Annotated in this window: 25 protein-coding genes and 1 tRNA gene; 20 read left to right on the plus strand and 6 right to left on the minus strand. The window is 59.0% G+C overall.

Annotated elements, in window-relative coordinates:
• Positions 1-17: 17 nt before the first annotated feature.
• Positions 18-1682, minus strand: a complete 1665-nt coding sequence (locus tag EGM97_RS07075) for an electron transfer flavoprotein-ubiquinone oxidoreductase (protein ID WP_238962720.1) — start codon at positions 1680-1682, stop codon at positions 18-20.
• Positions 1683-2226: 544 nt separating this feature from the next.
• Here EGM97_RS07075 and EGM97_RS07080 point away from each other — a divergent pair.
• The 12 genes from EGM97_RS07080 to EGM97_RS07135 all read left to right on the plus strand — a co-directional run bounded on the left by EGM97_RS07080 (position 2227) and on the right by EGM97_RS07135 (position 11083).
• Positions 2227-2976, plus strand: coding sequence for an electron transfer flavoprotein subunit beta/FixA family protein (locus EGM97_RS07080; protein ID WP_238962719.1), 750 nt, complete (start codon positions 2227-2229; stop codon positions 2974-2976).
• A 2-nt stretch (positions 2977-2978) separates the two neighbouring features.
• The gene (locus tag EGM97_RS07085; protein ID WP_238962718.1) at positions 2979-3908 is read left to right on the plus strand and encodes an electron transfer flavoprotein subunit alpha/FixB family protein; all 930 of its coding nucleotides are present in this window, start codon (positions 2979-2981) and stop codon (positions 3906-3908) included.
• Positions 3909-3993: 85 nt separating this feature from the next.
• Positions 3994-4818, plus strand: coding sequence for a substrate-binding periplasmic protein (locus EGM97_RS07090; protein WP_238962717.1), 825 nt, complete (start codon positions 3994-3996; stop codon positions 4816-4818).
• Between the two features lie 9 nt (positions 4819-4827).
• Positions 4828-5187, plus strand: a complete 360-nt coding sequence (locus tag EGM97_RS07095) for a DUF4398 domain-containing protein (RefSeq protein ID WP_238962716.1) — start codon at positions 4828-4830, stop codon at positions 5185-5187.
• The gene (locus tag EGM97_RS07100) at positions 5184-5993 is read left to right on the plus strand and encodes an OmpA family protein (protein WP_238962715.1); all 810 of its coding nucleotides are present in this window, start codon (positions 5184-5186) and stop codon (positions 5991-5993) included. The genes EGM97_RS07095 and EGM97_RS07100 overlap by 4 nt, the downstream gene beginning before the upstream one ends.
• A 197-nt stretch (positions 5994-6190) precedes the next feature.
• Positions 6191-7633, plus strand: coding sequence for an aminotransferase-like domain-containing protein (locus EGM97_RS07105; RefSeq protein WP_238962714.1), 1443 nt, complete (start codon positions 6191-6193; stop codon positions 7631-7633).
• 106 nt (positions 7634-7739) lie between these two features.
• Positions 7740-8213 (plus strand): translation initiation factor 2, encoded by a 474-nt coding sequence (locus EGM97_RS07110; RefSeq protein ID WP_238962713.1) that lies wholly within the window; start codon positions 7740-7742, stop codon positions 8211-8213.
• 139 nt (positions 8214-8352) lie between these two features.
• A complete protein-coding gene (locus EGM97_RS07115; protein ID WP_238962712.1) occupies positions 8353-8607 on the plus strand; it encodes a YkgJ family cysteine cluster protein in 255 nt (84 codons plus the stop codon).
• A 73-nt stretch (positions 8608-8680) separates the two neighbouring features.
• Complete coding sequence (locus tag EGM97_RS07120) at positions 8681-9289, plus strand: START domain-containing protein (RefSeq protein ID WP_238962711.1); 609 nt, start codon at positions 8681-8683, stop codon at positions 9287-9289.
• A gap of 138 nt (positions 9290-9427) precedes the next feature.
• Entirely contained in the window at positions 9428-9664 is a 237-nt protein-coding gene (locus EGM97_RS07125) for a hypothetical protein (RefSeq protein WP_238962710.1), read from the plus strand.
• A gap of 202 nt (positions 9665-9866) precedes the next feature.
• Complete coding sequence (locus tag EGM97_RS07130; RefSeq protein WP_238962709.1) at positions 9867-10208, plus strand: ribonuclease E inhibitor RraB; 342 nt, start codon at positions 9867-9869, stop codon at positions 10206-10208.
• Positions 10209-10279: 71 nt separating this feature from the next.
• Positions 10280-11083: a transglutaminase family protein gene (locus EGM97_RS07135; protein ID WP_238962708.1), complete on the plus strand. Its 804-nt coding sequence runs from the start codon at positions 10280-10282 to the stop codon at positions 11081-11083.
• A 44-nt stretch (positions 11084-11127) separates the two neighbouring features.
• Here the strand turns inward: EGM97_RS07135 and EGM97_RS07140 are convergent, their stop codons facing one another.
• Positions 11128-11955 (minus strand): c-type cytochrome, encoded by an 828-nt coding sequence (locus EGM97_RS07140; RefSeq protein ID WP_238962783.1) that lies wholly within the window; start codon positions 11953-11955, stop codon positions 11128-11130.
• A 587-nt stretch (positions 11956-12542) separates the two neighbouring features.
• Between EGM97_RS07140 and EGM97_RS07145 the strand changes: the two genes are divergently transcribed.
• From EGM97_RS07145 to EGM97_RS07155, 3 genes are all read left to right on the plus strand, one after another.
• Positions 12543-13748 (plus strand): acetyl-CoA C-acetyltransferase, encoded by a 1206-nt coding sequence (locus EGM97_RS07145; protein WP_238962707.1) that lies wholly within the window; start codon positions 12543-12545, stop codon positions 13746-13748.
• A 39-nt stretch (positions 13749-13787) separates the two neighbouring features.
• A complete protein-coding gene (locus EGM97_RS07150) occupies positions 13788-15932 on the plus strand; it encodes a 3-hydroxyacyl-CoA dehydrogenase NAD-binding domain-containing protein (RefSeq protein WP_238962706.1) in 2145 nt (714 codons plus the stop codon).
• Between the two features lie 84 nt (positions 15933-16016).
• Complete coding sequence (locus EGM97_RS07155; RefSeq protein WP_238962705.1) at positions 16017-16736, plus strand: amidotransferase; 720 nt, start codon at positions 16017-16019, stop codon at positions 16734-16736.
• Between the two features lie 112 nt (positions 16737-16848).
• Here the strand turns inward: EGM97_RS07155 and EGM97_RS07160 are convergent, their stop codons facing one another.
• The 3 genes from EGM97_RS07160 to EGM97_RS07170 form a co-directional block, all read right to left on the minus strand.
• Complete coding sequence (locus tag EGM97_RS07160) at positions 16849-17820, minus strand: magnesium and cobalt transport protein CorA (protein WP_238962704.1); 972 nt, start codon at positions 17818-17820, stop codon at positions 16849-16851.
• A gap of 136 nt (positions 17821-17956) precedes the next feature.
• A complete protein-coding gene (locus EGM97_RS07165; RefSeq protein ID WP_238962703.1) occupies positions 17957-18679 on the minus strand; it encodes a 1-acylglycerol-3-phosphate O-acyltransferase in 723 nt (240 codons plus the stop codon).
• Positions 18680-19100: 421 nt separating this feature from the next.
• Positions 19101-19790 (minus strand): crotonase/enoyl-CoA hydratase family protein, encoded by a 690-nt coding sequence (locus EGM97_RS07170; RefSeq protein ID WP_238962702.1) that lies wholly within the window; start codon positions 19788-19790, stop codon positions 19101-19103.
• Positions 19791-20097: 307 nt separating this feature from the next.
• Here EGM97_RS07170 and EGM97_RS07175 point away from each other — a divergent pair.
• The 5 genes from EGM97_RS07175 (at position 20098) to EGM97_RS07195 (ending at position 23392) form a co-directional block, all read left to right on the plus strand.
• Positions 20098-20187: transfer RNA gene (locus EGM97_RS07175), tRNA-Ser, on the plus strand.
• 229 nt (positions 20188-20416) lie between these two features.
• Complete coding sequence (locus tag EGM97_RS07180) at positions 20417-20896, plus strand: DUF2059 domain-containing protein (protein WP_238962701.1); 480 nt, start codon at positions 20417-20419, stop codon at positions 20894-20896.
• A 90-nt stretch (positions 20897-20986) separates the two neighbouring features.
• Positions 20987-22087 carry an apurinic/apyrimidinic endonuclease family protein gene (locus EGM97_RS07185; RefSeq protein ID WP_238962700.1) on the plus strand — a complete coding sequence of 367 codons (1101 nt, stop codon included), beginning with the start codon at positions 20987-20989 and terminating at the stop codon, positions 22085-22087.
• Positions 22088-22136: 49 nt separating this feature from the next.
• A complete protein-coding gene (locus tag EGM97_RS07190) occupies positions 22137-22637 on the plus strand; it encodes a nuclear transport factor 2 family protein (RefSeq protein WP_238962699.1) in 501 nt (166 codons plus the stop codon).
• Between the two features lie 119 nt (positions 22638-22756).
• A complete protein-coding gene (locus tag EGM97_RS07195) occupies positions 22757-23392 on the plus strand; it encodes a hypothetical protein (RefSeq protein WP_238962698.1) in 636 nt (211 codons plus the stop codon).
• 458 nt (positions 23393-23850) lie between these two features.
• Here the strand turns inward: EGM97_RS07195 and EGM97_RS07200 are convergent, their stop codons facing one another.
• Positions 23851-24414 (minus strand): TetR/AcrR family transcriptional regulator, encoded by a 564-nt coding sequence (locus tag EGM97_RS07200; RefSeq protein ID WP_238962697.1) that lies wholly within the window; start codon positions 24412-24414, stop codon positions 23851-23853.
• Positions 24415-24439 lie beyond the last annotated feature (25 nt).

The following is a 24439-nucleotide window of genomic DNA, read 5'->3' on the forward strand; positions in this document are numbered from 1 at the left end:
TTGTTCAGTGAATCGGCTTACATGTTCGGGTAAGTCGGTCCACCGGCGCCTTCCGGCGTTACCCAGGTGATGTTCTGTGCCGGATCCTTGATGTCGCAGGTCTTGCAGTGCACGCAGTTCTGGGCGTTGATCTGGAAGCGCTTCTCGCCGTCTTCCTGGGTGACCACTTCATAGACCCCGGCCGGGCAGTAGCGCTGGGCTGGTTCGTCGTACAGCGGCAGGTTCTTGCTGAGCGGGATGCTCGGGTCGGTCAGCTTCAGGTGGCAGGGCTGTTCTTCTTCATGGTTGGTACCGGAGATGAACACCGAGCTGAGTTTGTCGAAGCTGAGCTTGCCGTCCGGTTTCGGGTAGTCGATCTTCTTGCAATCGGCCGCCAGTTTCAGGCACGCATAGTCGGGCTTGTTGTCGTGCAGGGTGAACGGCAGCTTGCCGCCGAAGATGTTCTGGTCGAGCCAGTTGAAGCCGCCGCCGATGATCGCGCCGTACTTGTGGATCGCCGCGCCGAAGTTGCGGCTGGCGAACAGCTCTTCATAGAGCCAGCTGGCCTTGAACGCGTCGACGTAGGTGGTCAGTTCGTCGGTCCCTTCGGAGCCGGCGAACAGCGCGTCGGCCACGGCGTCGGCGGCGAGCATGCCGGACTTCATGGCGGTGTGGCTGCCCTTGATCTTGGCGAAGTTCAGGGTGCCGAGGTCGCAGCCGATCAGCGCGCCGCCCTTGAACACCATCTTCGGCAGCGAATTGAGGCCACCCTTGCAGATGGCGCGGGCGCCGTAGCTGACGCGCTTGCCGCCTTCCAGGTACTGCTTGAGCACCGGGTGGTGCTTGAGGCGCTGGAACTCGTCGAATGGCGACAGGAAGGTGTTGCTGTAGGACAGGTCGACGATCAGGCCGACCACCACCTGGTTGTTTTCCAGGTGATAGAGGAAGGAGCCGCCGGTGTTCTCGGTGCCCATGATGTCCAGCGGCCAGCCGGCGGTGTGGACCACCAGGCCGGGCTGATGCTTGGCCGGGTCGATTTCCCAGATTTCCTTCAGGCCGATGCCGTAGTGCTGGGCGTCGGCTTCGCTGTCCAGGTTGAAGCGTTTGATCAGTTGCTTGCCGATGTGGCCACGGCAGCCTTCGGCGAACAGCGTGTACTTGGCGCGCAATTCCATGCCAGGGGTGTACAGGCCTTCTTTCGGGTGGCCTTCGCGGTCGACACCCAGGTCGCCGGTGATAATCCCGCGCACCACGCCGTTCTCGTCGAACAGTGCCTCCTGGGCGGCAAAACCGGGGTAGATCTCCACGCCCAGGTTCTCGGCCTGTTGGGCCAGCCAGCGGCAAAGATTGCCCAGGGAAATAATATAGTTGCCTTCGTTGTGCATGGTCTTGGGCACGAAGAAGTCAGGGATTTTGCTCGCCGTGTCGGCGTTTCTCAGGACATAAATGTCATCGCGCTTGACGGGCGTATTCAGCGGCGCGCCCAGCTCTTTCCAGTCCGGGAACAGCTCGTTCAAGGCGCGGGGCTCGAACACCGCACCGGAGAGAATGTGAGCACCGACTTCGGAGCCTTTTTCCACCACGCAGACGCTGATTTCCTTACCGGCTTCGGTGGCCTTCTGTTTCAGTCGGCAAGCGGCAGACAGGCCAGCGGGGCCGGCACCGACGATGACCACGTCGAATTCCATGTATTCGCGTTCCACAGGCTATCTCCTACTCAAGGCTCAGCGGTTTTTTCTAATTGGAGGTTTGGCGTTGCATCCATTGTTTCCTTCACCGCAGCGACGAAAGCGACAATGGATGACCCGCGTTTCTCTCTTGGGGGCGCATTATATCTACACCACTCTCAGGGTCCAATACAAACGTTTGTTTGAAATCGCTGGAGGCCCGGTAAATCACTGACGTACGGCTTATGACTGGCTATTTTGCCGTATTGACCGGAATAGGTGTTCCGGTCAAGATACGGGCGGTTTTGCGCTCGCCGTAGGCTGACTGTTGGTTCCAAGAGCACCTCTAAAGACAGGGCGAAGGCAGCACAAAGTGACGTAACGCGTGGTTCGGACGCGCAGTTTACACGCCGCGATAATGAATGACTCATCGGTCACCACTGACGAACGGTCTTCACTCCCGTGAGCAAGTCATGTGTGGTTCATGCCGGCGTTTTTAGAGGTGCCCTTGCGCCCATGAGCATCAACCGCCAGGTTCGCCTAGGCGACTTTCTATTCACCGGAGAGTAACGAGGAATCCATGAAGGTTCTTGTAGCTGTCAAACGAGTGGTCGACTATAACGTCAAGGTTCGCGTCAAGGCGGACAACTCCGGCGTCGACCTCGCCAACGTCAAGATGTCGATGAACCCTTTCTGCGAAATCGCCGTAGAAGAAGCCGTACGCCTGAAGGAAAAAGGCGTGGCGACTGAGATCGTCGTTGTCTCCATCGGTCCGACCACTGCCCAGGAGCAACTGCGCACCGCGCTGGCGCTGGGTGCCGATCGCGCCATCCTCGTCGAATCCGCCGAAGAGCTGACCTCCCTGGCCGTGGCCAAGCAGCTCAAGGCCGTCGTGGACAAGGAGCAGCCACAACTGGTGATCCTCGGCAAGCAGGCCATCGACAGCGACAACAACCAGACCGGCCAGATGCTCGCTGCATTGAGCGGCTACGGTCAGGGTACCTTCGCATCGAAAGTCGAAGTGTCCGGCGACAGCGTTGCCGTGACCCGCGAAATCGACGGCGGTGCGCAGACCGTTTCCCTGAAACTGCCGGCCATCGTCACCACCGACCTGCGTTTGAACGAGCCGCGCTACGCGTCCCTGCCAAACATCATGAAAGCCAAGAAGAAGCCGCTTGAAGTGCTGACGCCTGACGCTTTGGGCGTTTCCACCGCTTCCACCAACAAGACCCTGAAAGTCGAAGCGCCGGCTGCACGCAGCGCGGGTGTCAAGGTCAAGTCGGTGGCTGAACTGGTCGAGAAACTGAAAAACGAAGCGAAGGTGATCTGATCATGACTATCCTCGTAATCGCCGAACACGATAACAAGGCGCTGGCTCCAGCCACGCTGAACACCGTTGCTGCCGCTGCCAAGATCGGTGGCGACATCCACGTGCTGGTGGCCGGGCAGGGCGCTGGCGCCGTTGCCGAAGCGGCCGCGAAAATCGCTGGCGTGGCCAAAGTGCTGTCCGCTGACAACGCCGCCTACGCGCACCAGTTGCCGGAAAACGTTGCGCCGCTGGTTGCCGAGCTCGGAAAGGGCTACAGCCACATCCTGGCTGCTGCCACATCCAACGGTAAGAACATCCTGCCACGTGTTGCCGCTGCGCTGGACGTCGACCAGATCTCCGAGATCATCTCGGTGGAAAGCGCCGACACCTTCAAGCGTCCGATCTACGCGGGTAACGCCATCGCGACCGTGCAGTCGACCGCTTCGGTCAAGGTCATCACCGTGCGTGCCACCGGTTTCGACCCGGTTGCCGCCGAAGGTGGCTCGGCTACCGTTGAGGCCGTAGGCGCTGCCCATGACGCGGGCATCTCCAGCTTCGTCAACGAAGAACTGGCCAAGTCCGATCGTCCTGAACTGACCGCTGCCAAGATCGTCGTTTCCGGCGGCCGCGGCATGCAGAACGGCGACAACTTCAAACACCTGTACGCCTTGGCCGACAAGCTGGGCGCTGCTGTCGGCGCTTCCCGCGCGGCGGTCGACGCAGGTTTCGTGCCCAACGACATGCAGGTCGGCCAGACCGGCAAGATCGTTGCGCCACAGCTGTACATCGCCGTTGGTATCTCCGGCGCGATCCAGCACCTGGCCGGTATGAAAGACTCCAAGGTGATCGTTGCGATCAACAAGGACGAAGAGGCGCCGATTTTCCAAGTGGCCGATTACGGCCTGGTAGCGGACCTGTTCGAAGCTGTTCCCGAGTTGGAGAAGCTGGTCTGATCCGGCATCTTCACTTATAAAGAGCCCGGCCTTTTGGCCGGGTTTTTTATTCTTGCACTGTCCACTTTCAAGGGAGCGTATCGCCATGGAGCTTCGCTATTTGGCCGGCTGGTCGTTGTCATGGGTACTGGCATGCCTGCCCTTGGTGTCTGTCGCCGCCGGCAAGTGCGAGCGACTGATCGCCACCGGCAGTCCGGATGCGCCTCCCTACCTCTGGCAAGACCCCCAGGATCCCAAGCACTTGATCGGCGCCGGTGCCGACCTGCTGACACAAGTGGCAGGCGAGTTGGGCATCAAGGTCGAATTGCTCTACGCGGGCAAGCGTGCCCAGGCGCTGGAGGAGGTGCGCAGCGGGCGCATGGACCTGCTCACCGACGCTCCGCTGACCCCGACCGGGCTTGATTCCCTGGACTACGTTCATCCGCCCTTGCTGGAAAACGACTACCTGGTCTGGACCCGCGAGGATTCGACGCTGGTCGTCAATCGCCCGGAGGACCTTCACGGACATCCCGGTGCGTTGTCGGAAAAAGCTCGGATGACCCAGGGATTCAGCACTTTTGCGGAGGAGCAATTGTCCCTGACCCGTACCGCCAACTTGACCCAGGCCTTTCAGAAACTGCTGCTGGGAGAGGTGGAATATGCCCTGGCGGGCCGCTATTCGGGCCTGGCGATGGCGCAGACACTGGGCATGGCGAACGATCTACAGGCCGCAGCGCAACCGGTGGACAAACCGGGTCTGTTCCTCGCGGTTTCCCATAACTCCGCCTGCAATGAGCCATGGTTACGCGGACAGCTGGCGCAAAAGATGACAGAATTGGCCGCGTCCGGCCTGACGGAGGCTGTGTTGCAGCGCAATCTAGAGCGTTGGAACATGCAGTCACAGCCACCTGTCAGTGCCCCAAAACAGTAGGGAACATTAGTGACTATTCGACCTCTTTTCGCTGCCCTGGCCGTTCTGGCTCTGGCGGGCTGCGCAGCCGATCCGGCGCCGAATGAACAGATCCGCCTGACCGAACAGGCACTGGAACAAGCCCGGGCGGTGGGAGCCACCGCCGACGAAGTGCCCGAACTGAAACTGGCCGAAGAAAAGTTCGCCAGGGCCAAGAGCAACATGGCCGACGAATCGTACAAAAAGGCCCGCATGCGTGCCGAGCAGGCCGAGCTGGATGCCCGACTGGCCGAAGCGAAGGTGCTGACGCTCAAGAGCCAGGAGCAATTGAGCGTGCTCGAAACCCGCATCGCACGCTTGCGTAAACAGCTGAGGGAGGATGCCCAATGAAGCACTCCCGTATCGTTGGCGGTCTGGTCCTGCTGGGGTTGGCCAGTTTGTATGGCTGTGCGGGGCAACGCAGCGAGGCAGCGCTGGAAAAAGCCAGCGACGACTTCCAGAAGGTCAAGGAAGACTCCAACGTGTTGCGTGCCGCGCCCAAGGACGTGATACGTGCCGGTGAATCACTGGCCCGTGCCGACCGGCTGTCCACGTACTGGGGCACTGGCGAAGATGTGCTGCATTACGCTTACCTCAGCCAGCGCTACAGTGAAATTGCCCGGGAGCACAGCAATCAGGTGCTCAACGAGGAACGCGCGACGAAACTCGAGCTGGAACGCCAGCGCCTGCAATTGGCCTTGCGCGAATCCAAGCTGCTCAGCGTCCAGCAGCAAGGCAAATGGCTGGAAGAGCAGATCAAGGAAATGGCGACGACCCAGACCGATCGCGGCCTGGTGATGACGCTCGGTGACGTCCTGTTCGACACTGGCGAAGCTGAACTCAAGAGTTCGGCCAACCGGCTCGTGCTCAAGATCGTGCAGTTCCTGCAGCTTAACCCCAAGCGCGTGGTGCGCATCGAAGGCTATACCGACAGCACCGGCGGCAAGCAGGAGAATCTGAAGTTATCGCGTGACCGCGCACAGGCGGTGGCGGACGTGTTGGTGGACCTGGGTATCGATGAAAAACGCATCCAGGTTGAAGGCTACGGCGATCAATTCCCGGTGGATGTCAACGCCACCGAGCGTGGCCGGGCGCAAAACCGCCGCGTAGAGATCGTGTTCTCCGACGAAAAGGGCCAGCTCGGCGCCACCCGCTGAGGATGGCGTCACTGGAAAACCCGGCCCCTGCAATGGCGCCGGGTTTTTTTGAGCCTTTGGATCGCACCATGAGAACAGTTGGGGCTGTCACTCCACTGTACTGTCGAGTAATCTGGCAACTGTCCCAGTACACTTCTAAACTGTTCCGGTATCGTTGCTCATAAGAATAAAACGCCCGTGAAATCGAGTGCTGCGCCATGACCAATCTCTTGCTCTATCAACGTATTGCACAGCAACTGGCTGAAGACATCCGCCGGGGTGTCTACCAGCCCGGTGAACGCGTGCCTTCGGTGCGCAAGATGAGCTCGCAGCTCAACGTCAGCCATGCGACGGTGCTACAGGCTTATGCCAATCTTGAAGACCAGGGATTGATCCGGGCGCGCCCACAATCAGGCTATTACGTGCACCAGACGCCCGCGCTCACGGCGTCGACCCCGGACATCGCTCGGGTGGAGCGTCCGGGGCTGGTGACCCGCAGCAGTATCATTCAGCAGGTGCTGGTCGAATCGCGGCGCGAAGGGGTGTTTCCGCTGGGGGCGGCGGTACCCAGCGTCGACTACCTGCCGGTACGGGCGCTGCATCAACAGCTGGCCAAGGTCACACGCTTCCACAGTCCTCGGGCGTTCAGCTACATGTTCAGCCCGGGCTTCGAGCCGTTGCGTCGTCAGGTGGCAATCCGCATGCGCGATGCCGGTGTGGTGGTCGACCCCTCTGAAGTGGTGATTACCCACGGCTGTGTCGATGCGCTGCAAATGTCCCTGCGGGTCCTGACCCGGCCAGGGGATCTGATCGCCGCCGAATCACCCACCTACTATGGCTTGTTGCAACTGGCGGATCTGCTGGGCCTCAAGGTCATCGAGATTCCCAGCGACCCGGTGACTGGCATGAGTCTGGAAGCCCTTCAACTGGCGGCCAACCAGTGGTCGATCAAAGCGCTGGTGCTGACCACCCGCTTGAGCAATCCCCTTGGCGGTACCATGCCTGAAGAGCGGCAGAAACACCTGCTGCGCCTGGCGTCGGACTTCGACATCCAGATCGTCGAGGATGACATCTATGGCGAATTGATGTTCGAACAGGGGCGTACCAAGGCGCTCAAGGCTTACGACCGGCTGGACCGGGTCATCTACTGTTCGAGTTTTTCCAAGACGCTGTCGCCGGGCGTACGCATCGGTTGGATGATTGCCGGGAAGTTCCAGCAGGAGATCCAGCGGCTTCAGACCTTCAGTACCCACTCGGCCTGCAGCGTCACGCAGATGGGGATTGCTGCTTATCTGGAAAACGGCGGTTATGACCGCCACCTGCGCTACATCCGCCAGGAATACCGCAAGAATCTCAGCGCCTTCCAGTTGGCGGTGCAGCAGCATTTTCCCGAGGGCACGCAGATGAGCCGTCCCACCGGAGGGTTCATTCTGTGGGTCAGCCTGCCGGGGCGGGTCAATACCCAGGAACTGCATGTCCGGGCGTTGCAGCAAGGCATCAGCATTGCGCCGGGGTTGATCTTCAGTAACACCGAGCAGTTCAACCACTGCATCCGCCTGAACTGTGGCATACCCTGGAATCGCGAGGCGGAACGGGCCTTGATGACGCTGGGGCTGCTCGCCACGCAGTTGTGCCAGGAAACGGCCGGTGGTTTCTTTTAGGCTTTATACCGAATCCTTCAAGGATCAGCGTATTGAGTTGATGTGCTTGTCAGCGCCCTGATATCGGGCGAGCATGTGGTTCTCTGTCGTAACTGCCCGTGTATTTATGAAAGTCATTGCTCCTGCTGCCTGGATTTTGATCGGCCTGTTGACTGCCTTCCATGCCGAGGGCGTCCTGGCTGCTCCGGCGCAGGAGAAACCGGCCGCCAGCGACACGAAAAAAGTGTCGAAAAAAACGGCGGCGGTGAAACAGGCTCCGGCCAAAAAAGCAGCGGCCACGGCGAAGAAACGACCCCCCATTGCCTCCAAGACCAAGTCTGCCCGGGAAATTGCCAAGACTCCTTTGCCACCGGCCAGGCTGGACCTGAGTCTGCCTCATGAAATGGTCGAGGAGCTCGAACCGCCGGGAAAAGTCCCGCTACCCAAGCGTGAGCCCCTGCTGCCGTCGATGTTCGAAGGGAAGCCCGGTCCGTTCCAGCTCAATGGTCGCCTGCTCAGTAACGAAATGCAGCTGCCGTTGCGTAATCAGGAACGTAATGAGGTCGAAGGCGCCGCATTGGACTTCGAATTCAAGCAATGACCTCCGGCGAGCTGTCGCTGACTGTCCGGTCATCTGTATCGAGCAAAAAAACGCCTCCGCGGTAATTTAAAACGAGCGTTTTAGCCGTTACTCTGTGTTGCGTTATTTATCCGTTACCTGTCGTGAGGATGTTGACGTCATGAAATGCCGTGAAGGCTGTGGCGCCTGTTGCATTGCCCCTTCCATCAGCTCGTCGATTCCCGGCATGCCCCAGGGCAAGCCTGCCGGCGAACGCTGCGTGCAATTGTCAGTCGATAACCTGTGCCAGATCTTCGGGCAGCCGGAACGCCCGGCGGTGTGTTCGGGATTTGCGGCCGATATCGAGGTCTGCGGCAACAGCCGTGAAGAAGCCATCCGACTCCTTGGGTGGTGGGAAGAGGTCACCGCAGCGTAACGGGGGATGGGTCTGAAAGATCCGTCACGATGAAGAAATTTAACGAACGGACTTGAACAATAAGGAAAACACTATGGGTTCGCTGCATCGTATGGCTGTGTTGTGTGGTTTGACCGTGTTGTTGGCGACGGCAACCGCTCAGGCGGAAGACTGGAAAGTCGCCAAGGAGCAGGACGGCATCAAGGTTTCCCTCAGTGAAGTAGCCGGTTCCAAATACAAGGCTTACCGTGGCGTGACCGTTATGAAAACCTCCCTGGCCAAATTGCGCGCCCTGCAGGAAGACGTGCCGGGGGCCTGTGCCTGGATTCATGAATGCAACACCCAGAAGCTGATCAAGCATGAAGGTGACAAGAGCTGGACCTACACCCAGTTCAACACGCCGTGGCCGGTCACATCCCGGGACTCCGTGCTGCAGGTCACTACCGTTGAAGGCGCCGATGGCAGCCTGACCCGGAACCTCAAGGGCGTACCGACTTATTTGCCAGAAGAGAAAGGTTTCGTACGGGTGACCCAGGTGGATGGCTTCTGGAAATTCACCCCGAAAGGCCCCGATCAGGTCGAGGTGATCTATCAGGTCCACACCGAGCCGGGTGGCGATGTACCGTCCTGGCTGGCCAACAAATTCGTGGTGGACGCGCCATTCAACACCTTGAAAGCCTTGAGAGAGCGTGCCGAAAAGTAATCGGTATGGCTTGATGAAAAGACCGCCCCTGAGGCGGTCTTTTCATGTGTACCGTCCGGTGACTCAGCGGAACGATTATTCCGCCGCCAATGTCGAGATAGAGGTAAGCCCGGCCATGAATTGATCGAGGAGACACCAATGCAAAAGTGGGAAATCACTTTCGTTGATGACCACGGCGAAGCCATCGCCGAGCAGTTCGACTATGACCAGGAGCCTACCATGGAGCAGGCGGCACAATTGATTCGCGAAAGGCTGCTCCCGGTGCCCGCCAAGCTGGATCTCAATGATCTGGAGGGACGCACCGAGGAGCCGACGGTCAAGAACCTAAAATCCCAACACGCCATCGAAATCATCAGCATTACACCGATTTCATGAAGTCATGGCCTGGCCCCGCTTGGCAGTGGCGATGACTTGCGGCTACTCTGCACTTGAGATCAGCGAAAGGATCGCCAAGGTCCGGTCTTGTCAGCTACATGCTTGTGTCCCGACGGTCAGTTGATGCCGTATTGCTTGCAATCCACGGGTTGTCTGCGCGGGAAGACGGAAAGTCTATCCATCGATTTGAGGAGGACGTTTCATGAGCACAGCCTATCAAGAAGACATCAGCACCCTCGTATTGCGCCGCATGAAAGAAGGCGGGTTCGATTTCTCACAATTCCATCCCATCGAGTTCTACGCCATTTTCCCGGATGAGGAGCGGGCGCGCAGGGCGGCGGGTCATTTTCGGGGTGAGTCATTGAATGCACAGATCAGCGCACGGGACGATGGTGCTTGGTCATTGGAACTGAGCCGGGTGATGTACGCCACTTACGATGACATTGGCGACTTCGAGCAAGACTTCGAAGCGGTGGTGGAGCCGTTGGGAGGTGTCACTGAAGGTTGGGGCGTCAAACAAGAGATCCGGCGCTTGCAGGCCTGACGTCTCACGCTTGGCAACCGACAACGGCTGACCTTCGGGTCGGCCGTTTTCATTGATTATCTGGAGGTCATATGAGACTTTCGATCAGCCACGAAACGGCCTACCAGTATGAAAATCAGGTTCGCGCCAGCATCCAATACCTGCGCCTGACGCCCCACGACAGTGAACGCCAGCAGGTGCTGAGCTGGCAGCTCGATTTGCCTCGGCCCGCGCGGGCCCAGGTGGACCCGTTCGGCAACATTTTTCATGTACTCACCCTGGACGAGCCTCACGAAACGGTCATTGTCGGCGCCCGTGGCCAGGTTGATATCGACCCGTTGCGCGAGGCCGAGCACGAGGACCAGTCGGCGCTGCCGTTCCTGCGGTTCACCCGCTTGACCGAAGCGGACGAGGCCTTGCGCACCTTCGCTCGCGGGCAATGTGGACATCGGCGCGACCGTACGGCGTTGATCGACCTGATGCACGGGCTGAACGGGCACATGGCCTACGCGCCGGGCACCACTGAAATCGAGACCAGCGCAGCCCAGGCGTTCGCCAGTCGTAGCGGGGTGTGCCAGGATCACACTCATGCGTTCCTGGCCTGTGCCCGCAGCCTGGGCGTACCGGCGCGCTATGTGTCGGGCTACGTTTACAGCGCAGGCAGCGAGCACTTGGTCAGCCACGCCTGGGCCGAGGCCTGGCTGGATGGCGCCTGGTACAGCTTCGATGTGACCCACCAACTGTCCCGCCCCGAGCGACACCTGAAGCTGGCCGTAGGCCTGGATTACCTGGATGCCTGCCCGATACGCGGCATGCGTCGTGGCGGTGGGTGTGAGCAGATGCGGGCCAAGGTGGTAGTGACACCGGCAACGGTGATCACCTTGCAGCAACAGTAACGCAGCACCTGCCTGGCCTGCAGGCGCGTCAACCTGACCCGGGCCTACTGGCCTGAAGGCTGTTTGCGTCCCGCCATGTGCTTGAGATACCCCACCAGCAGATCCAGCTCCGAGTCTGGCAGCACGTTCGCCGAGAACCCTGGCATTTTTCCCTGGGGCCAGCGACGCAAGCTTTGCGGATCGCGGATATAACGCTTGAGGAAATCCCCTGCAAAGTATTCGGTGGGGTTGAAGGGAATATTCAGATCCGGACCAAACTGTGCGTCACCCGCGCCATTGAGGCGATGGCATGCCAGGCAGTTTTTCTGAAACAGTTCGAAGCCTTTGTTGACGGGATCGTCCTTGGCCAGCGTAGGCGCCGGCAGCAGGGCAGGGAAGCGGTCGGCCACGGCTGACAGGCGCTTGATGCTCGCCACTGCGTAGGGCCATTGCTCAGGGCTGATATGGCCTGCCTGGGGATCGGTCCAGACCAGGTAAAAAGGCCCGGCGCTGTGCTTGCCCTCACCCAGCGCAGGCCAGGGGCTGGCCGGGTCTTCGATCGCCAGCCAGGCTCTCGCGCCGCTCTTGTTAAGCAACGGCGCAGCGGGCATTTCAGCGGCGAAGCCGTCCAACGCTACGGCTTGCAGATGATCCTCAGGCTTCACATCGGTCAACAACGCCGCCAAGGGTACGGCGCGATAACTCATCGCTTTCTTGTAGGAAACGTCATCAGTGATCCGGACCGTCTGGGCCTGTGGATGCTTGAGCAGTTCTTCGGTTTGCCAAGTGCGCGTATTCGCGCCCAGTTCCAGCGTCAGCTGGGCGGCGTACAGGGGCGTGCCGAGCAGCAACGCCCCAAGCATGATAAGAGCCTTCAATGGATCGCCTTCCATGTCGAGTGGGGTGCGCAAAGGTTGGCACAGCCACTGTGGCCCGAACAACGAGCCCGTCGCTTTTTTTAGCGAGACAACACAGTATCGAGGCAGCTACCCGTGTATGGACTCAGCCGATTACCTTGGGAATATTCGGGAGAATCAACAGTAGCGTCGTGGCGAAGAGAATGAGTCCGGCTTGACGAACTTTCGAATGTTTGAACATGGCTGACCCGCCTTTTTTGTTATTTCCTGAGCCAGCCTGTGTCACTCCCTATGGCTGGCGTTGCACTTCCTGTCTGACAAGCGCCTCGGCAAAACCCGACGACTCTCTTGTACAAGGATTACATTAGGGGCCGCAGCCGACTTGGCTTAGATCCAATTCGTATCAATTCCTGGCGCGCAGTTATCAAACCGGTATGAGGCTTATTGCCATCCACATGAAGGACCTTTTGCTAGACAGCTTGGCCTCCTGAAACGGTTAACCCGATAGCACGCTACCGTTCGTCTGACCGTGCTCGTCAACGCTGTTGAGCGCTGGGGTCATTGAATTCATCCCCGCTGGGCTTATGGTTGGGGCATTGCATACAACCGTGGTTGAGGATGTCATGACCCAGGCTTTGATCTTCGATGCGTTGCGCACGCCCCGTGGCAAGGGCAAGGCCGACGGTGCCTTATACAGCGTCAAACCGGTGAGTCTGGCAAGTGGTCTGCTTGGCGCCTTGCAGCAGCGCATGGGGCTCGACACCGGTCAGGTGGACGACATCGTGCTCGGGTGTGTGACGCCGGTGGGCGACCAGGGAGCCGACATTGCCAAGACCGCCGCCGTGGTGGCGGGCTGGGATACCAGTGTGGCGGGTATGCAGCTCAACCGCTTCTGCGCTTCGGGTCTGGAAGCGGTAAACCTGGCGGCGATGAAGGTGCGTTCCGGTTTCGAAGAGCTGGTGGTGGCCGGCGGCGTCGAATCCATGTCCCGGGTGCCCATGGGCAGCGATGGTGGCGCCTGGGCGCTGGACCCACAAGCCAACCTGCAAGGAAATTTCATCCCCCAAGGCATCGGTGCGGATTTGATCGCCACCTTGGAAGGCTTCAGCCGCGAGGACGTCGACGCTTTCGCGCTGCGCTCCCAACAAAATGCCGCCCGGGCAAGGGCCGACGGTTCGTTCGACAGGTCCCTGGTGGCGGTACGGGACCAGAACGGCATCGTATTGCTGGATCACGACGAATTTATCCGTGCCGACTCTACGCTCGAAGGGCTGGGTAAGCTCAGGCCGAGTTTCGAGGCCATGGGCCAGATGGGCTTCGACGCCACGGCGCTCAGGGTCTACAGCCATGTCGAGCGGATCGACCATGTGCACACGCCGGGCAACAGCTCGGGAATCGTCGATGGCGCGGCGCTGATGCTGATTGGTTCTGAAACCAAGGGACGCGACCTGGGTTTGCGGCCCCGTGCGCGGATCGTCGCCACGGCCGTCACCAGTACCGACCCGACCATCATGCTCACCGGCCCGGCACCCGCCACCCGCAAGGCCTTGGCCAAGGCCGGGCTGCGGGTACAGGACATCGATCTTTTCGAGGTCAACGAAGCCTTTGCCTCGGTGGTGCTCAAGTTCATCAAGGACATGGCCATCGATCCGTCAATCGTCAACGTCAACGGTGGTTCCATCGCCCTGGGGCATCCCTTGGGAGCGACGGGGTGCGCCATTCTCGGCACCTTGCTCGATGAGTTGGAGGCGCGGCGCCTGCGCTATGGCCTGGCGACCTTATGCGTAGGTGGCGGCATGGGCATTGCCACGGTTATCGAGCGCTTCTGAGCCCGACTTCAGGAATGGTTTTTTCGAGGAATGTTGTTCATGAGCGATGCCATACGCTACGAAACCGGCCCGGACCGGATCGTCGTCCTGACCCTGGACATGCCGGGCCAGAGCGCCAACACCATGAATGCGGTGTATCGCGAAGCCATGGCGGCCTGCGTAGCCCGTTTGAGCGCTGAAAGAGACTTGATAGCGGGAGTAGTCATCACGTCCGCCAAGAAGACTTTTTTCGCTGGCGGTGACCTCAACGAACTGGTCAAGGTCCAGAGGACCGAGGCCAAGGCGTTCTACGACATGATCCTGGCCCTCAAGGCGCAATTGCGTGCGCTGGAAACGTTGGGCAGGCCAGTGGTGGCCGCCATCAACGGTGCGGCCCTCGGTGGTGGCTGGGAGATTTGCCTGGCCTGCCACCACCGCGTGGCGCTGGATGACCCGTCGCTGCAGATCGGCCTGCCGGAGGTCACCCTTGGCCTGCTGCCGGGCGGCGGCGGGGTGGTGCGGATGGTTCGCCTGCTTGGCCTGGAGAAAGCCCTGCCATACCTGCTCGAGGGTAAAAAGCTTCACCCTCGACAAGCGTTGCGGGCAGGCTTGATCGATGAGCTGGCGGCCGATCGTGACGAGTTGCTGTCCAAGGCGCGCGCCTGGATTCTTGCCAACCCGAACGCGGTCCAGCCTTGGGATATGAAGGGATACAAGATCCCGGGAGGCACGCCATCCGATCCTGGCGTTGCCCAGATGCTGGCAATTGCCCCATCGATCCTGCGCAGCAAGACCCAGGGATGCCTGCCCGCGCCCGAGAGAATCCTTTGCGCCGCGGTGGAAGGCGCCCAGGTCAACTTCGACGCGGCTCAGTTGATCGAAACCCGCTATTTCACTGAGCTGACCACCGGCCAAGTGTCGAAGAACCTGATCGGTACGTTCTGGTTCCAGCTCAACCAAATCAAGGCCGGAGGATCTCGCCCACAGGGCTTCGCGCCTTATCTGACAAAAAAGGTCGGTGTGCTCGGTGCCGGCATGATGGGCGCTGGCATCGCCTGTGTCTGCGCTCTGAGCGGAATCGAGGTGGTACTCAAGGATATCGACCTTCGCATGGCAGAGAAGGGCAAGGCCCGTTTGGTGGCGCTGCTGGACAGGAAAGTCGCCCGCGATGAGATGACCGTGCAACAGCGCGAGGCCACGCTGGCCCGAGTCCATATCACGGACAGCGATGCCGACCTCGCCGGTTGCGACCTGGTCATCGAAGCGGTGTTCGAAGATCGCGGCCTGAAAGCCAAGGTCTCGGCCGCAGCCCAAGCGGTGGCCGGGCGCGAGGCGGTCATTGCCTCCAACACCTCGACATTGCCCATTACCGGCCTGGCAACGGCGGTGCCGGACCCGGCGAAGTTCATCGGCCTGCATTTTTTCAGCCCCGTGGAAAAAATGCCTCTGGTGGAAATTATCAGGGGCGCCTGCACCAGCGATGAAACCCTGGCTCGCAGTTTCGATTTCGTCCTGCAAATCAACAAGACGCCGATTGTGGTCAATGACAGTCGCGGCTTCTTCACCTCAAGGGTATTCGGTACCTTCACCCAGGAAGGTATCGCCATGCTCGGCGAGGGCGTGAGCGCGCCCATGATCGAGGCTGAAGCGCGCAAGGCCGGCATGCCGGTCGGCCCTCTGGCGGTTTCTGACGAAGTTTCCCTCAGCTTGATGAGTCATATCCGCACCCAAACCCTCCTGGACCTGCGAGCGGAAGGGAAAACACCGGTCGACCACCCGGCGTTCGCGGTGATCGATCTGCTGCTCAACGAATACAAACGTCCCGGTAAAGCCGCTGGCGCGGGTTTCTACGACTATCCGGCCAATGGGCCGAAGCATTTGTGGCCGGGCCTCAAGACGCGTTTCGAGAACGTTGGCAGGCAAATCTCCGAGCAGGACATTCGTGACCGTCTGCTGTTTATCCAGGCCCTGGAAACTGTGCGCTGTATGGAAGAGGGTGTACTCGCTTCGACCGCAGACGCCAACGTCGGGTCGGTTTTCGGCATCGGCTTCGCGGTCTGGACCGGCGGCGCGTTGCAGTTCATCAACCAGTACGGCCTGAAGGATTTCGTTGCCCGCGCCCAGTATCTGTCCGAGCAATATGGCGAGCGTTTCGCTCCGCCGGCCCTGCTGTTGGAAAAAGCCGCGAGGCAGGAGCTGTTCTGACCGTGAGGAAAGGCTTGCCTTGGAGCAGTGTTTCGAGGCAGGCTCTGGTGTGCAATATTCCCATCACCGTGTCAGGTATTTTTTATGTCGCTACGCATCTGCATCTTGGAGACCGATATCCTGCGTCCGGAATTGGCCGATCAATATCAGGGCTACGGGCAGATGTTCCAGCGCCTGTTCTCGCAACAGCCCATCGAGGCGCAATTCGTCGTCTACAACGTGATGCAAGGCCATTACCCCAGCGACGACGAGCAGTTCGACGCCTATCTGGTGACTGGCAGCAAGGCGGACTCCTTTGGCACCGACCCCTGGATCCAGACGCTCAAGAGCTTCCTGCTGGATCGCTATAAGCGCGGCGACAAATTGCTGGGCGTCTGTTTCGGGCATCAATTACTGGCGCTACTGCTGGGCGGCAAGGCTGAACGTGCGACCCAAGGCTGGGGCGTGGGCACCCATCGCTATAAATTGGCGGCCAAGGCGCCGTGGATGAGCCCGGTGATGGAAGAACTGACTTTGCTGATCAGCCACCAGGACCAGGTCACTCAATTGCCCGAGAACGCCACGGTCATCGCCTCCAGCGATTTCTGCCCATACGCGGCTTATCACATCGATGATCAGGTGCTGTGCTTCCAGGGCCATCCCGAGTTTCTCCACGACTACTCCCGGGCGCTGCTGGATCTCCGTCAGCAACACCTGGGGGAGCAGGTCTACAGTCAAGGCATTGCGAGCCTTGAACAGGAGCACCACGGCACGACGGTGGCGGAGTGGATGATGCGTTTTGTGGCACACAAACCGCAGGCCTGACAGACCCTGCGTTCGCCGACGCTGCGTACCCTCTCCCATACGCAGCGAAACCCCTGTGGGAGCGAGCCTGCTCGCGATAACGGCGACAGTACTCCCGCAGAATGACGGTGCGCTACAACCACCCCGACCGCTTGAAGCTGGCCCACAACGCGGTGCATCCCACGGTAATCACGCCCAGCACCATGAAATACCCGTAGTGCCAGCTCAACTCCGGCATATCCTCGAAATTCATGCCGTAGATCCCCGCCACCGCCGTCGGGAACGCCAGGATGGCCGCCCAGGCCGCGAACTTGCGCTGCACCACGCTCTGGCGTGATGCCTCGAGCAGCACGCCGACCTCAATGGTCTGGCTGGCGATGTCCGCCAAGGTGGTCAGGTCTTCCATTTGTCGTGTGACATGGATCTGCACGTCGCGGAAATACGGACGCATATTTTTGTCGATGAAAGGGAAGTTCAGCTTTTGCAGTTCTTCGCTGATCTCCACCATCGGCGCCGCATAACGACGCAGGCGCAGCACGTCCCGGCGCAGGCTATGCAGTTTCTGGATATCCCGTTCGTTCAAGGCGCTGCATAGCACATACCGCTCCAGCTCATCGATCTCGGCATGAATGGCTTCGCCCATTGGCTGGTAGTTTTCGATCACGAAATCGAGGATCGCATAGAGCACGAAATCTTCTCCGTGTTCCAGCAGAAGGGGACGTGCCTCACAGCGCTGTCGGACGTGGGCGTAGGAGGCCGAATGGCCGTTGCGGGCAGTGATGATGTAACCCTTGCCGGCGAAGATATGGGTTTCGATGAACTGGAGTTTGCCGTCCTTGCGTATTGGCGAATACGTCACGATGAACAGCGCATCGCCGAAAGTCTCCAGCTTCGGGCGGCTGTGCTTCTCCATGGCGTCTTCGATGGCGAGCTCATGCAAGTTGAATTGACGCTGCAGATTGGTCAGTTCTTCGGCATTGGGCTCTTCAAGACCGATCCACACGAAATGGCCGGGTTTGGCAGCCCAGGCGCTGCCTTCGTCGAGAGTGATGTTGGTGACTTTCTTTCCGGCGCTGTATACCGCAGCAGCAACGACTCTACCCATAATGGCGGTTCACTTCTCTTCTTCTAATTGGCAGTCAGGCAGTGTGCAGCTTAGCGTGCCCTGATGCTTGAGAGTCAGCAAAATCCATCGAGTTCGCAGGAAAAAGAAACCCGCCATGCGGGCGGGTTTTGCGGGTTCAAGCGTTCTTCACCTGTCGATCCATCGACTCGATGCATTCACGCATTTGCTCGCGACATTGGGCCATGAGCCGAGGCATGTCCTCCATGCCAAGCCCAGCTGTGGGAATGACCGGCAACGAGCGTATGAGAATGTCACCACTGCGCCAGCGATTGAGGCGCATGTGGTTGACGTAATTGCTGACGCACACCGGGACAATCGGCACTCCGGCGGCAATCGCCATCTGAAAGGCGCCTTTCTTGAACGCCAGCAACTCATGACCTAGATTGCGCGTACCTTCCGGGAACACCCAGATGGACGTTTCCTCGTGCTGCAGTGTATGGGTGGTGGTCAGCATCGACCGACGTGCCTTGATCGCATTGCCACGATCGATCAACACGTTTCCCGCCAGCCAGAACAACTGCCCGAACAGCGGCACCCATTTCAGGCTTTTCTTGCCGATACAGACCGTACGATGGGGCACCACGTTGCCAAACACGAACAGGTCATAGTTGGATTGATGGTTGGCGATGATCACGCAGCTCGGAGGCTTATTGGCCAGCGTTTCGATCTCGGCCTTGACCCGCAGGCCCAAGATCCGCATCGCGGGCCAGGCATACAGCCTCGCGCATAAACGGCTGTTGTCCGGATTGAACGGGCGGCATACCCCCAGGACCAGACCGAGTACACCCGCCAGGATAAAGTGCAGGCCCATCAACAACATGCGCAGTACGAACAACATCTACAGGCCCCACTGGGACAAAGGTGGCGCAGTGTACGGATGTGCACTGTTTTCGGCAATTCTCGCTACGGGCAGGTGAGATGGACGATCTTCAACGACATGTTTCGAACTAACGCGTAAGAAGCGAGCTAGAGCGGCTAGAGATTTTAAACGCGAGGTGTAATAAAAAGCCCGACACTGGGTCGTAATGCCGTTCACTCAAGACTTGCCCGGTTCATTGTGGCGAGGGGATTTATCCCCGCTGGGCTGCGAAGCAGCCCCAATACAGGCGACTCAATCCGCCTGATGCACCGAGTAACAGGGCTTTGGAACTGCTGCGCAGCCCAGCGGGGATAAATCCCCTCGCCACAGGTGCATTGTGTTTCTTAAGTGAACAGCTTTACGACGCTGGGGTCGGGCTTTCCTTCGAGCAGTCAGTGCGTTAGCCCATATATTCCTGGTCCAGCAGAATGGCACTGTCCAGCGTTTCCAACAGGGCCTTGCGGACTTTCAACTTGGTGTTCTTGTGAGCGCTCATGTTGATCTTTTTCAACTGACGCGCGGCCTCCATGGCCGCACCTTGCAGCTCTTGCGCCGATACCACTTTGTCGAGGAAGCCGGCATCCACGGCGCTCTGCGGATCGAACATCTCGGCATTGATGACCGAGCGATGGAAGGCCGACTTACGTAACCGATCGCGGGCCAGTTCGATACCGGCGTGGTGCATGGTCATGCCGATCTGCACCTCGTTCAGGCCGATGGTGAACGGCCCCTCGACACCAATGCGGTAATCCGCCGAGAGCAACAGGAAAGCGCCCTTGGCCACCGCGTGCCCCGGGCAGGCGACAACGACGGGGAAGGGGTGGGACAACAGGCGACGGGCCAGGGTCGAACCGGCAGTGACCAGGCTCACCGCTTCCTTGGGGCCGGCGGTCATGACTTTGAGATCGTAACCGCCGGACAGAATCCCTGGCTGCCCGGTAATGATTACCACCGCGCGGTCTGCCGTAGCCTGGTCCAGCGCAGCGTTGAACGCCGTAATCACATCCGGCGAAATGGCGTTGACCTTGCCGTTGTTCAAGGTCAGGGTCGCGATACCATCCTCTAGGTGGTAGGCAATCAGATCGCTCATGGCGCTATTCCTTGTAAGAGAAGTGACGCAGACGTTACCCACCGCCGCAGGTCCGGTAAAGCGCTATGACTGACTCACCGGTCAGCCTTCCGGCACCGCAAACGCCCCGAACCGCCCGACCGGCCGCGCCCCCCGTTAAAGAACAGTGCGCTGACATACCCGAAGATTGTCCGGTTTGCCATGCGCCAGCCTGTTTGGAACCCCGATCCCTTTAACCGCATGAAAATTCTGAAAAAAACCTTTGCCATTGGAAAGCCTTTCGACTACATTAGCGCGCCTCGACAGACTGAACAGTTTGCCGAGACACGGTGAAGTGTCCGAGTGGCTTAAGGAGCACGCCTGGAAAGTGTGTATACAGGAAACTGTATCGAGAGTTCGAATCTCTCCTTCACCGCCAAATTCTGAAAACACAAACCCCTGATTTTCCTGGAGAAAGTCGGGGGTTTGTGGTTTTTGGCGTCGTGAAAAACCGGTGATATGGGAACAGCAGGGGATTCAAACCGTTCAAGCGGAGCGTTCTTCGGTGCCGGTCGGCTGCTGACTCAAACACTCAATCCCCTCTGGCACCGCCCCTCGGATGAAACTAAGCTAGAGCCCGACTGCTTTCCCGTAATTGGATATGAAAGATGAAAAGGATTTTGTGCAGCGCAATCGCGCTGAGTACGCTCATTGCGTTCTCGAACCCCGTCTACGCCGGGCCTTCTTCTCTGGATGACGCTCGCGCCCTCGTTGCTCAAACCGGAATGGGCAAGAAGCTCTCTTCCCTTGCGCTCCTGACAGCGAAAAGCACTACCACTTACGCGATGATCGCCGAGAAGCTGGGGAATGCGAGCGCAAACAGCGCGGTGTCCGACGAGATCAATGCGTTGCTGCCGAAATATCAACCCAAATGGGATGAAAGCCTTGCAGCAGCTTATGAGAGGTCGTTCTCCAAGGAAGAACTGTCATCGCTTGCCTCTGAAGGTCGCGCTTCAAAATACGCGCCGGAGGTCAGGGAGCGGCAGGCCGGGATCGGCCGCTACATGGAGTCGAACGCCAAGCCCATCCTGGTCGGCCTGGTTTCCGATGCGCTCAAGGCAGCCATGTCCAAGCACGTGCCTCAATAGATCGCGAAACGCACCCTCTCGAATCGAAAGGGACGACTGGCCAATCGGGATGTCTATCGCCAACAGGATCCCCAATGGCCAGGACATCCCATGCCTCATCCCCGTATCGGTTTCGCTTGCCAATACCGACATCCCGCGCGCGACCTGTCAGCGAGTGAACTGAAGACGATCGAAAGCTCCTTCAACCCACGCACCACCACGCTGCGTTGGATGGATGGGGTCGAGCCGCAGGTGGCCCGCGACAGGTTGGTCGACATCGTGGTCCACAACCTCGAAGCCCAGCTGCGCTTGATTGCCTATGTGGCCGAGCTGCCACCCACGTTACGCATGCTTCGATTGAGCAGCGACCTGTTGCCTTTCTACAGCCACGAAAAGGTGCGCGGTTTCTATCTGGACCGCATGATCCAGAGCCTGCTGGAGGAGCGCTTCGCCGCGATTGGTCTATCCGCACGCGCCGCGGATGTTCGCCTGTCGTTTCATCCCGGCCAGTATTGCGTGTTGGGTTCGGACAAGCCGACAGTGGTCGAGAACAGCATCGCCGAATTCGAGTACCACGCCGACATGATCAGGATGATGGGCTACGGCCGTCGCTTCCAGGATTTCAAATGCAATGTCCATATAGCCGGTCGGCTGGGCAGCGAAGGGGTCCGTTCTGTCTGGTCACGGTTATCGGAGGTGGCGCGCAATTGCATCACCTTCGAGAACGAAGAGAAGACCTACGGGGTGGATGACTGTCTGCAGCTGGCGGATCTGGCGCCGGTTGTCCTGGATATTCATCACTGCTGGATCAACGAAAACGACTACATTGCCCCGGATGCGCAACGGGTCGAACGCATTATCGATAGTTGGCGCGGTGTGCGGCCCACCATGCATTACTCACAGCCGCCGGAGCGCCTCCAGGACCTGGGTTTTGACGCCGAGCACAAATTGGAAATGGAGGCGTTGCTCAAGGTGGTTTCCAAGCGTGATCTATATGGTCACAGCGCCCGGATGTGGAATCGTTGGACGAACGATTATGCCCTCAAGTTTCTGGACCGCTTCGACATCATGCTGGAGGCCAAGGACAAGAACCTGGCTGCACTGGCGTTCCATGAACATTTCGTCTCGACACTGAGTGAACGTGACCGCTCAAACAGCATCGTGCAACCCCTCGGCAGTATCGAGCAAAAGCATCCCGGTACATGTGGTTAAGGTTCTCTTGAAGAGAGTCTTATCAGATGAATCGCCGGGAGAAAACATCATGTTCATATGGAAGAGTCCAACGGTCCGCTTTCGAGCGCTTGCGGTGTGCCTGGTACTTTCAACGGGCACCGCGTTGGCTTCGCAAACCGCCAACCAGGACGCCAATGCACATCGGGTGCGCCAGGCGTTTGCGGATTGGCAGCACGGCAGGGGCACCGTTTTCGATTTGCTGGCGCCTGATGCGACGTGGACCGTCGCCGGATCCAGCCCCGTTTCCGCCGTGTATGGCAGCAAGGCCGATTTGATGGAGCGCGCCGTACGCCCCATCAGCGCCCGGCTGGCGACACCCATTTCCCCAACCGTCGAAAGTATCGTGGCCGATGACGATATCGTCGTGGTGCTATGGCATGGAGAAGCGACAGCACTGGATCGCAAGCCCTATAACAACACCTATCTTTGGCATATGACATTCAAGGATGGGCGGGTCATCGACGTGAAGGCGTTTCTGGATACTTTTGTGCTGAACGATCTCTTGGTTCGTGTGAAGCCAACCCGTTAGCGGTCTTTCTTTGCTTCGTTCATTCAAGGAGGGTGGCATGGGCTCACATCGTGTCCTAGCCTTGCCTTGACTGGAAAATCCCACTGGTCGCACCGGAAAGTAACCCGGGGAGTCATGGAATGACCAAAAGAAAAGGAACTCATTTAGTGGCCGGTCTGGAAAAGATCAGCGGCGCGGCGGGCATTTTCGGCATTTGCTATTCGATACTTACATGGAGCGGTGTAGGGAAAGGATTCAGCCCCTTCAGCCTGGGCGCCTGGAAGAAGACCCTTGGAAAGCTTGTCGAGGACGGGCATGCCACAACTTTCCTGATCGTAGGCGAGAACATCACGCTGACAGGTATCAGTGAGGACGGCTGGGAGTTCAATACAGGGAATCTTGGGGAAATGGATTGGGCCCGCACCACGGGAAGCTCAACGACTTACGTTTACTATATCGGTGTCAACAAGCAGTTCGTGAAGAAGTACAAGACCCTTGCAGCCAAGCTGAAAAAGACCAAGACCACTTACGATGCTTTCTGGCCAAACCTTCCTTTGGCGAACACTCAGTATCAGAACTGTGTCAGCCATAGTCATTACTTGATTTCCGAGCTCGGCCTTGCGCACTGGGGAAATACCGTCAAGGGCTGGTGGATGCCATCCGCCAGTAACTGGGTGGATTGGTTCAAGAGTTTCGCCCCCGTACAACGAGACGGGTTCAGTTGGAAATACAAGAAGTTCGACAGTATCAATACCCATATTCCCGTTACTCGATAGGCGACCCAAGCGTTTTGTGTTCAATGCGTTGGCGATTCAGAACGAAAGCTGTCAGAGATGGTCTTTCGAAGGCCAGAAATTCAACTTCTCAGAGTACGCACTATGAGTCTGATCGATTGCCCTGAATGCGCTTCCCGGATCTCTGACAAGGCTTACGCCTGCCCTCATTGTGGCAACCCCTTCCGGGAACCGAGTTTCCGGCTGACGGAGAAAAACGTCGGTCAGATTGCCGGGGTTACCGGAGTCTGGCTCACGGCGCCCTGGATAGCGCGCATGGTGTTTGGCGTTGTAGCTGTGATCGCTGTAGCGGCGGTGTTGATCTTGCGCTGATTCGCACAGAAGTACATGGAACGGCTCGTTGGATAACGAGCCGTTTTTTCAACTTTCGATTGTTATCTGGCAGTGCCGCTGTGACGCCATTGCCTCCATCGAAGGTTCTGTCACCTGGTGAAAATACCTCAGACAGCCGCCAACTGACGCAAACCGCGTTCGGTCACGGCATCGATGTAACTCGGGTCGCCATAGATCCGCGCCAGCAGGATCGCTCCCTCGAAATCGGCCACCAGTTGCCGCGCGAGGCCGTGCGCCTCGGCCTCGCTGTAGGCGGTGCGGTAGAGTTCGGCGAACGCTGCGGTCCAGTCATCCAGGAAGCGCCGGATCGGTTCCATGAGTTCAACCTTCCCATAGGTGGCATCGACTGCCACCACGCCCATCAGACAACCAATCGAGTCATCCTGGAAAAGTCTCTTGGCCTTGCGGCCCATACTTGCGAGCCGTTCCCGCGCGGTCATTTTTTCATCGGCGGCAATGGCGAACAGCGTCTGCTTCAAGCGTTCGTGGGTCCATTCCAGCACGTCGCGCAGGAGCGCTTCCTTGTTGGGGTAGTGGTGGTAGAAGGACGCCTTGGTCAGGCCGCAGGCGGAGGACAATTCATCCATGGTGGTGCCATGGTAGCCGAGGCGCTTGAAGGTATTGGCGCAGCGCAGAAGAAGCTCGTCGCGAGGGATTTTCGGTGGACGCACGGGAGGGCTTCCTGGTGGCGATCAT

The organism is Pseudomonas sp. AF32, from assembly GCF_022342325.2.
GTDB classification, from domain to species: Bacteria; Pseudomonadota; Gammaproteobacteria; order Pseudomonadales; family Pseudomonadaceae; genus Aquipseudomonas; species Aquipseudomonas uvaldensis.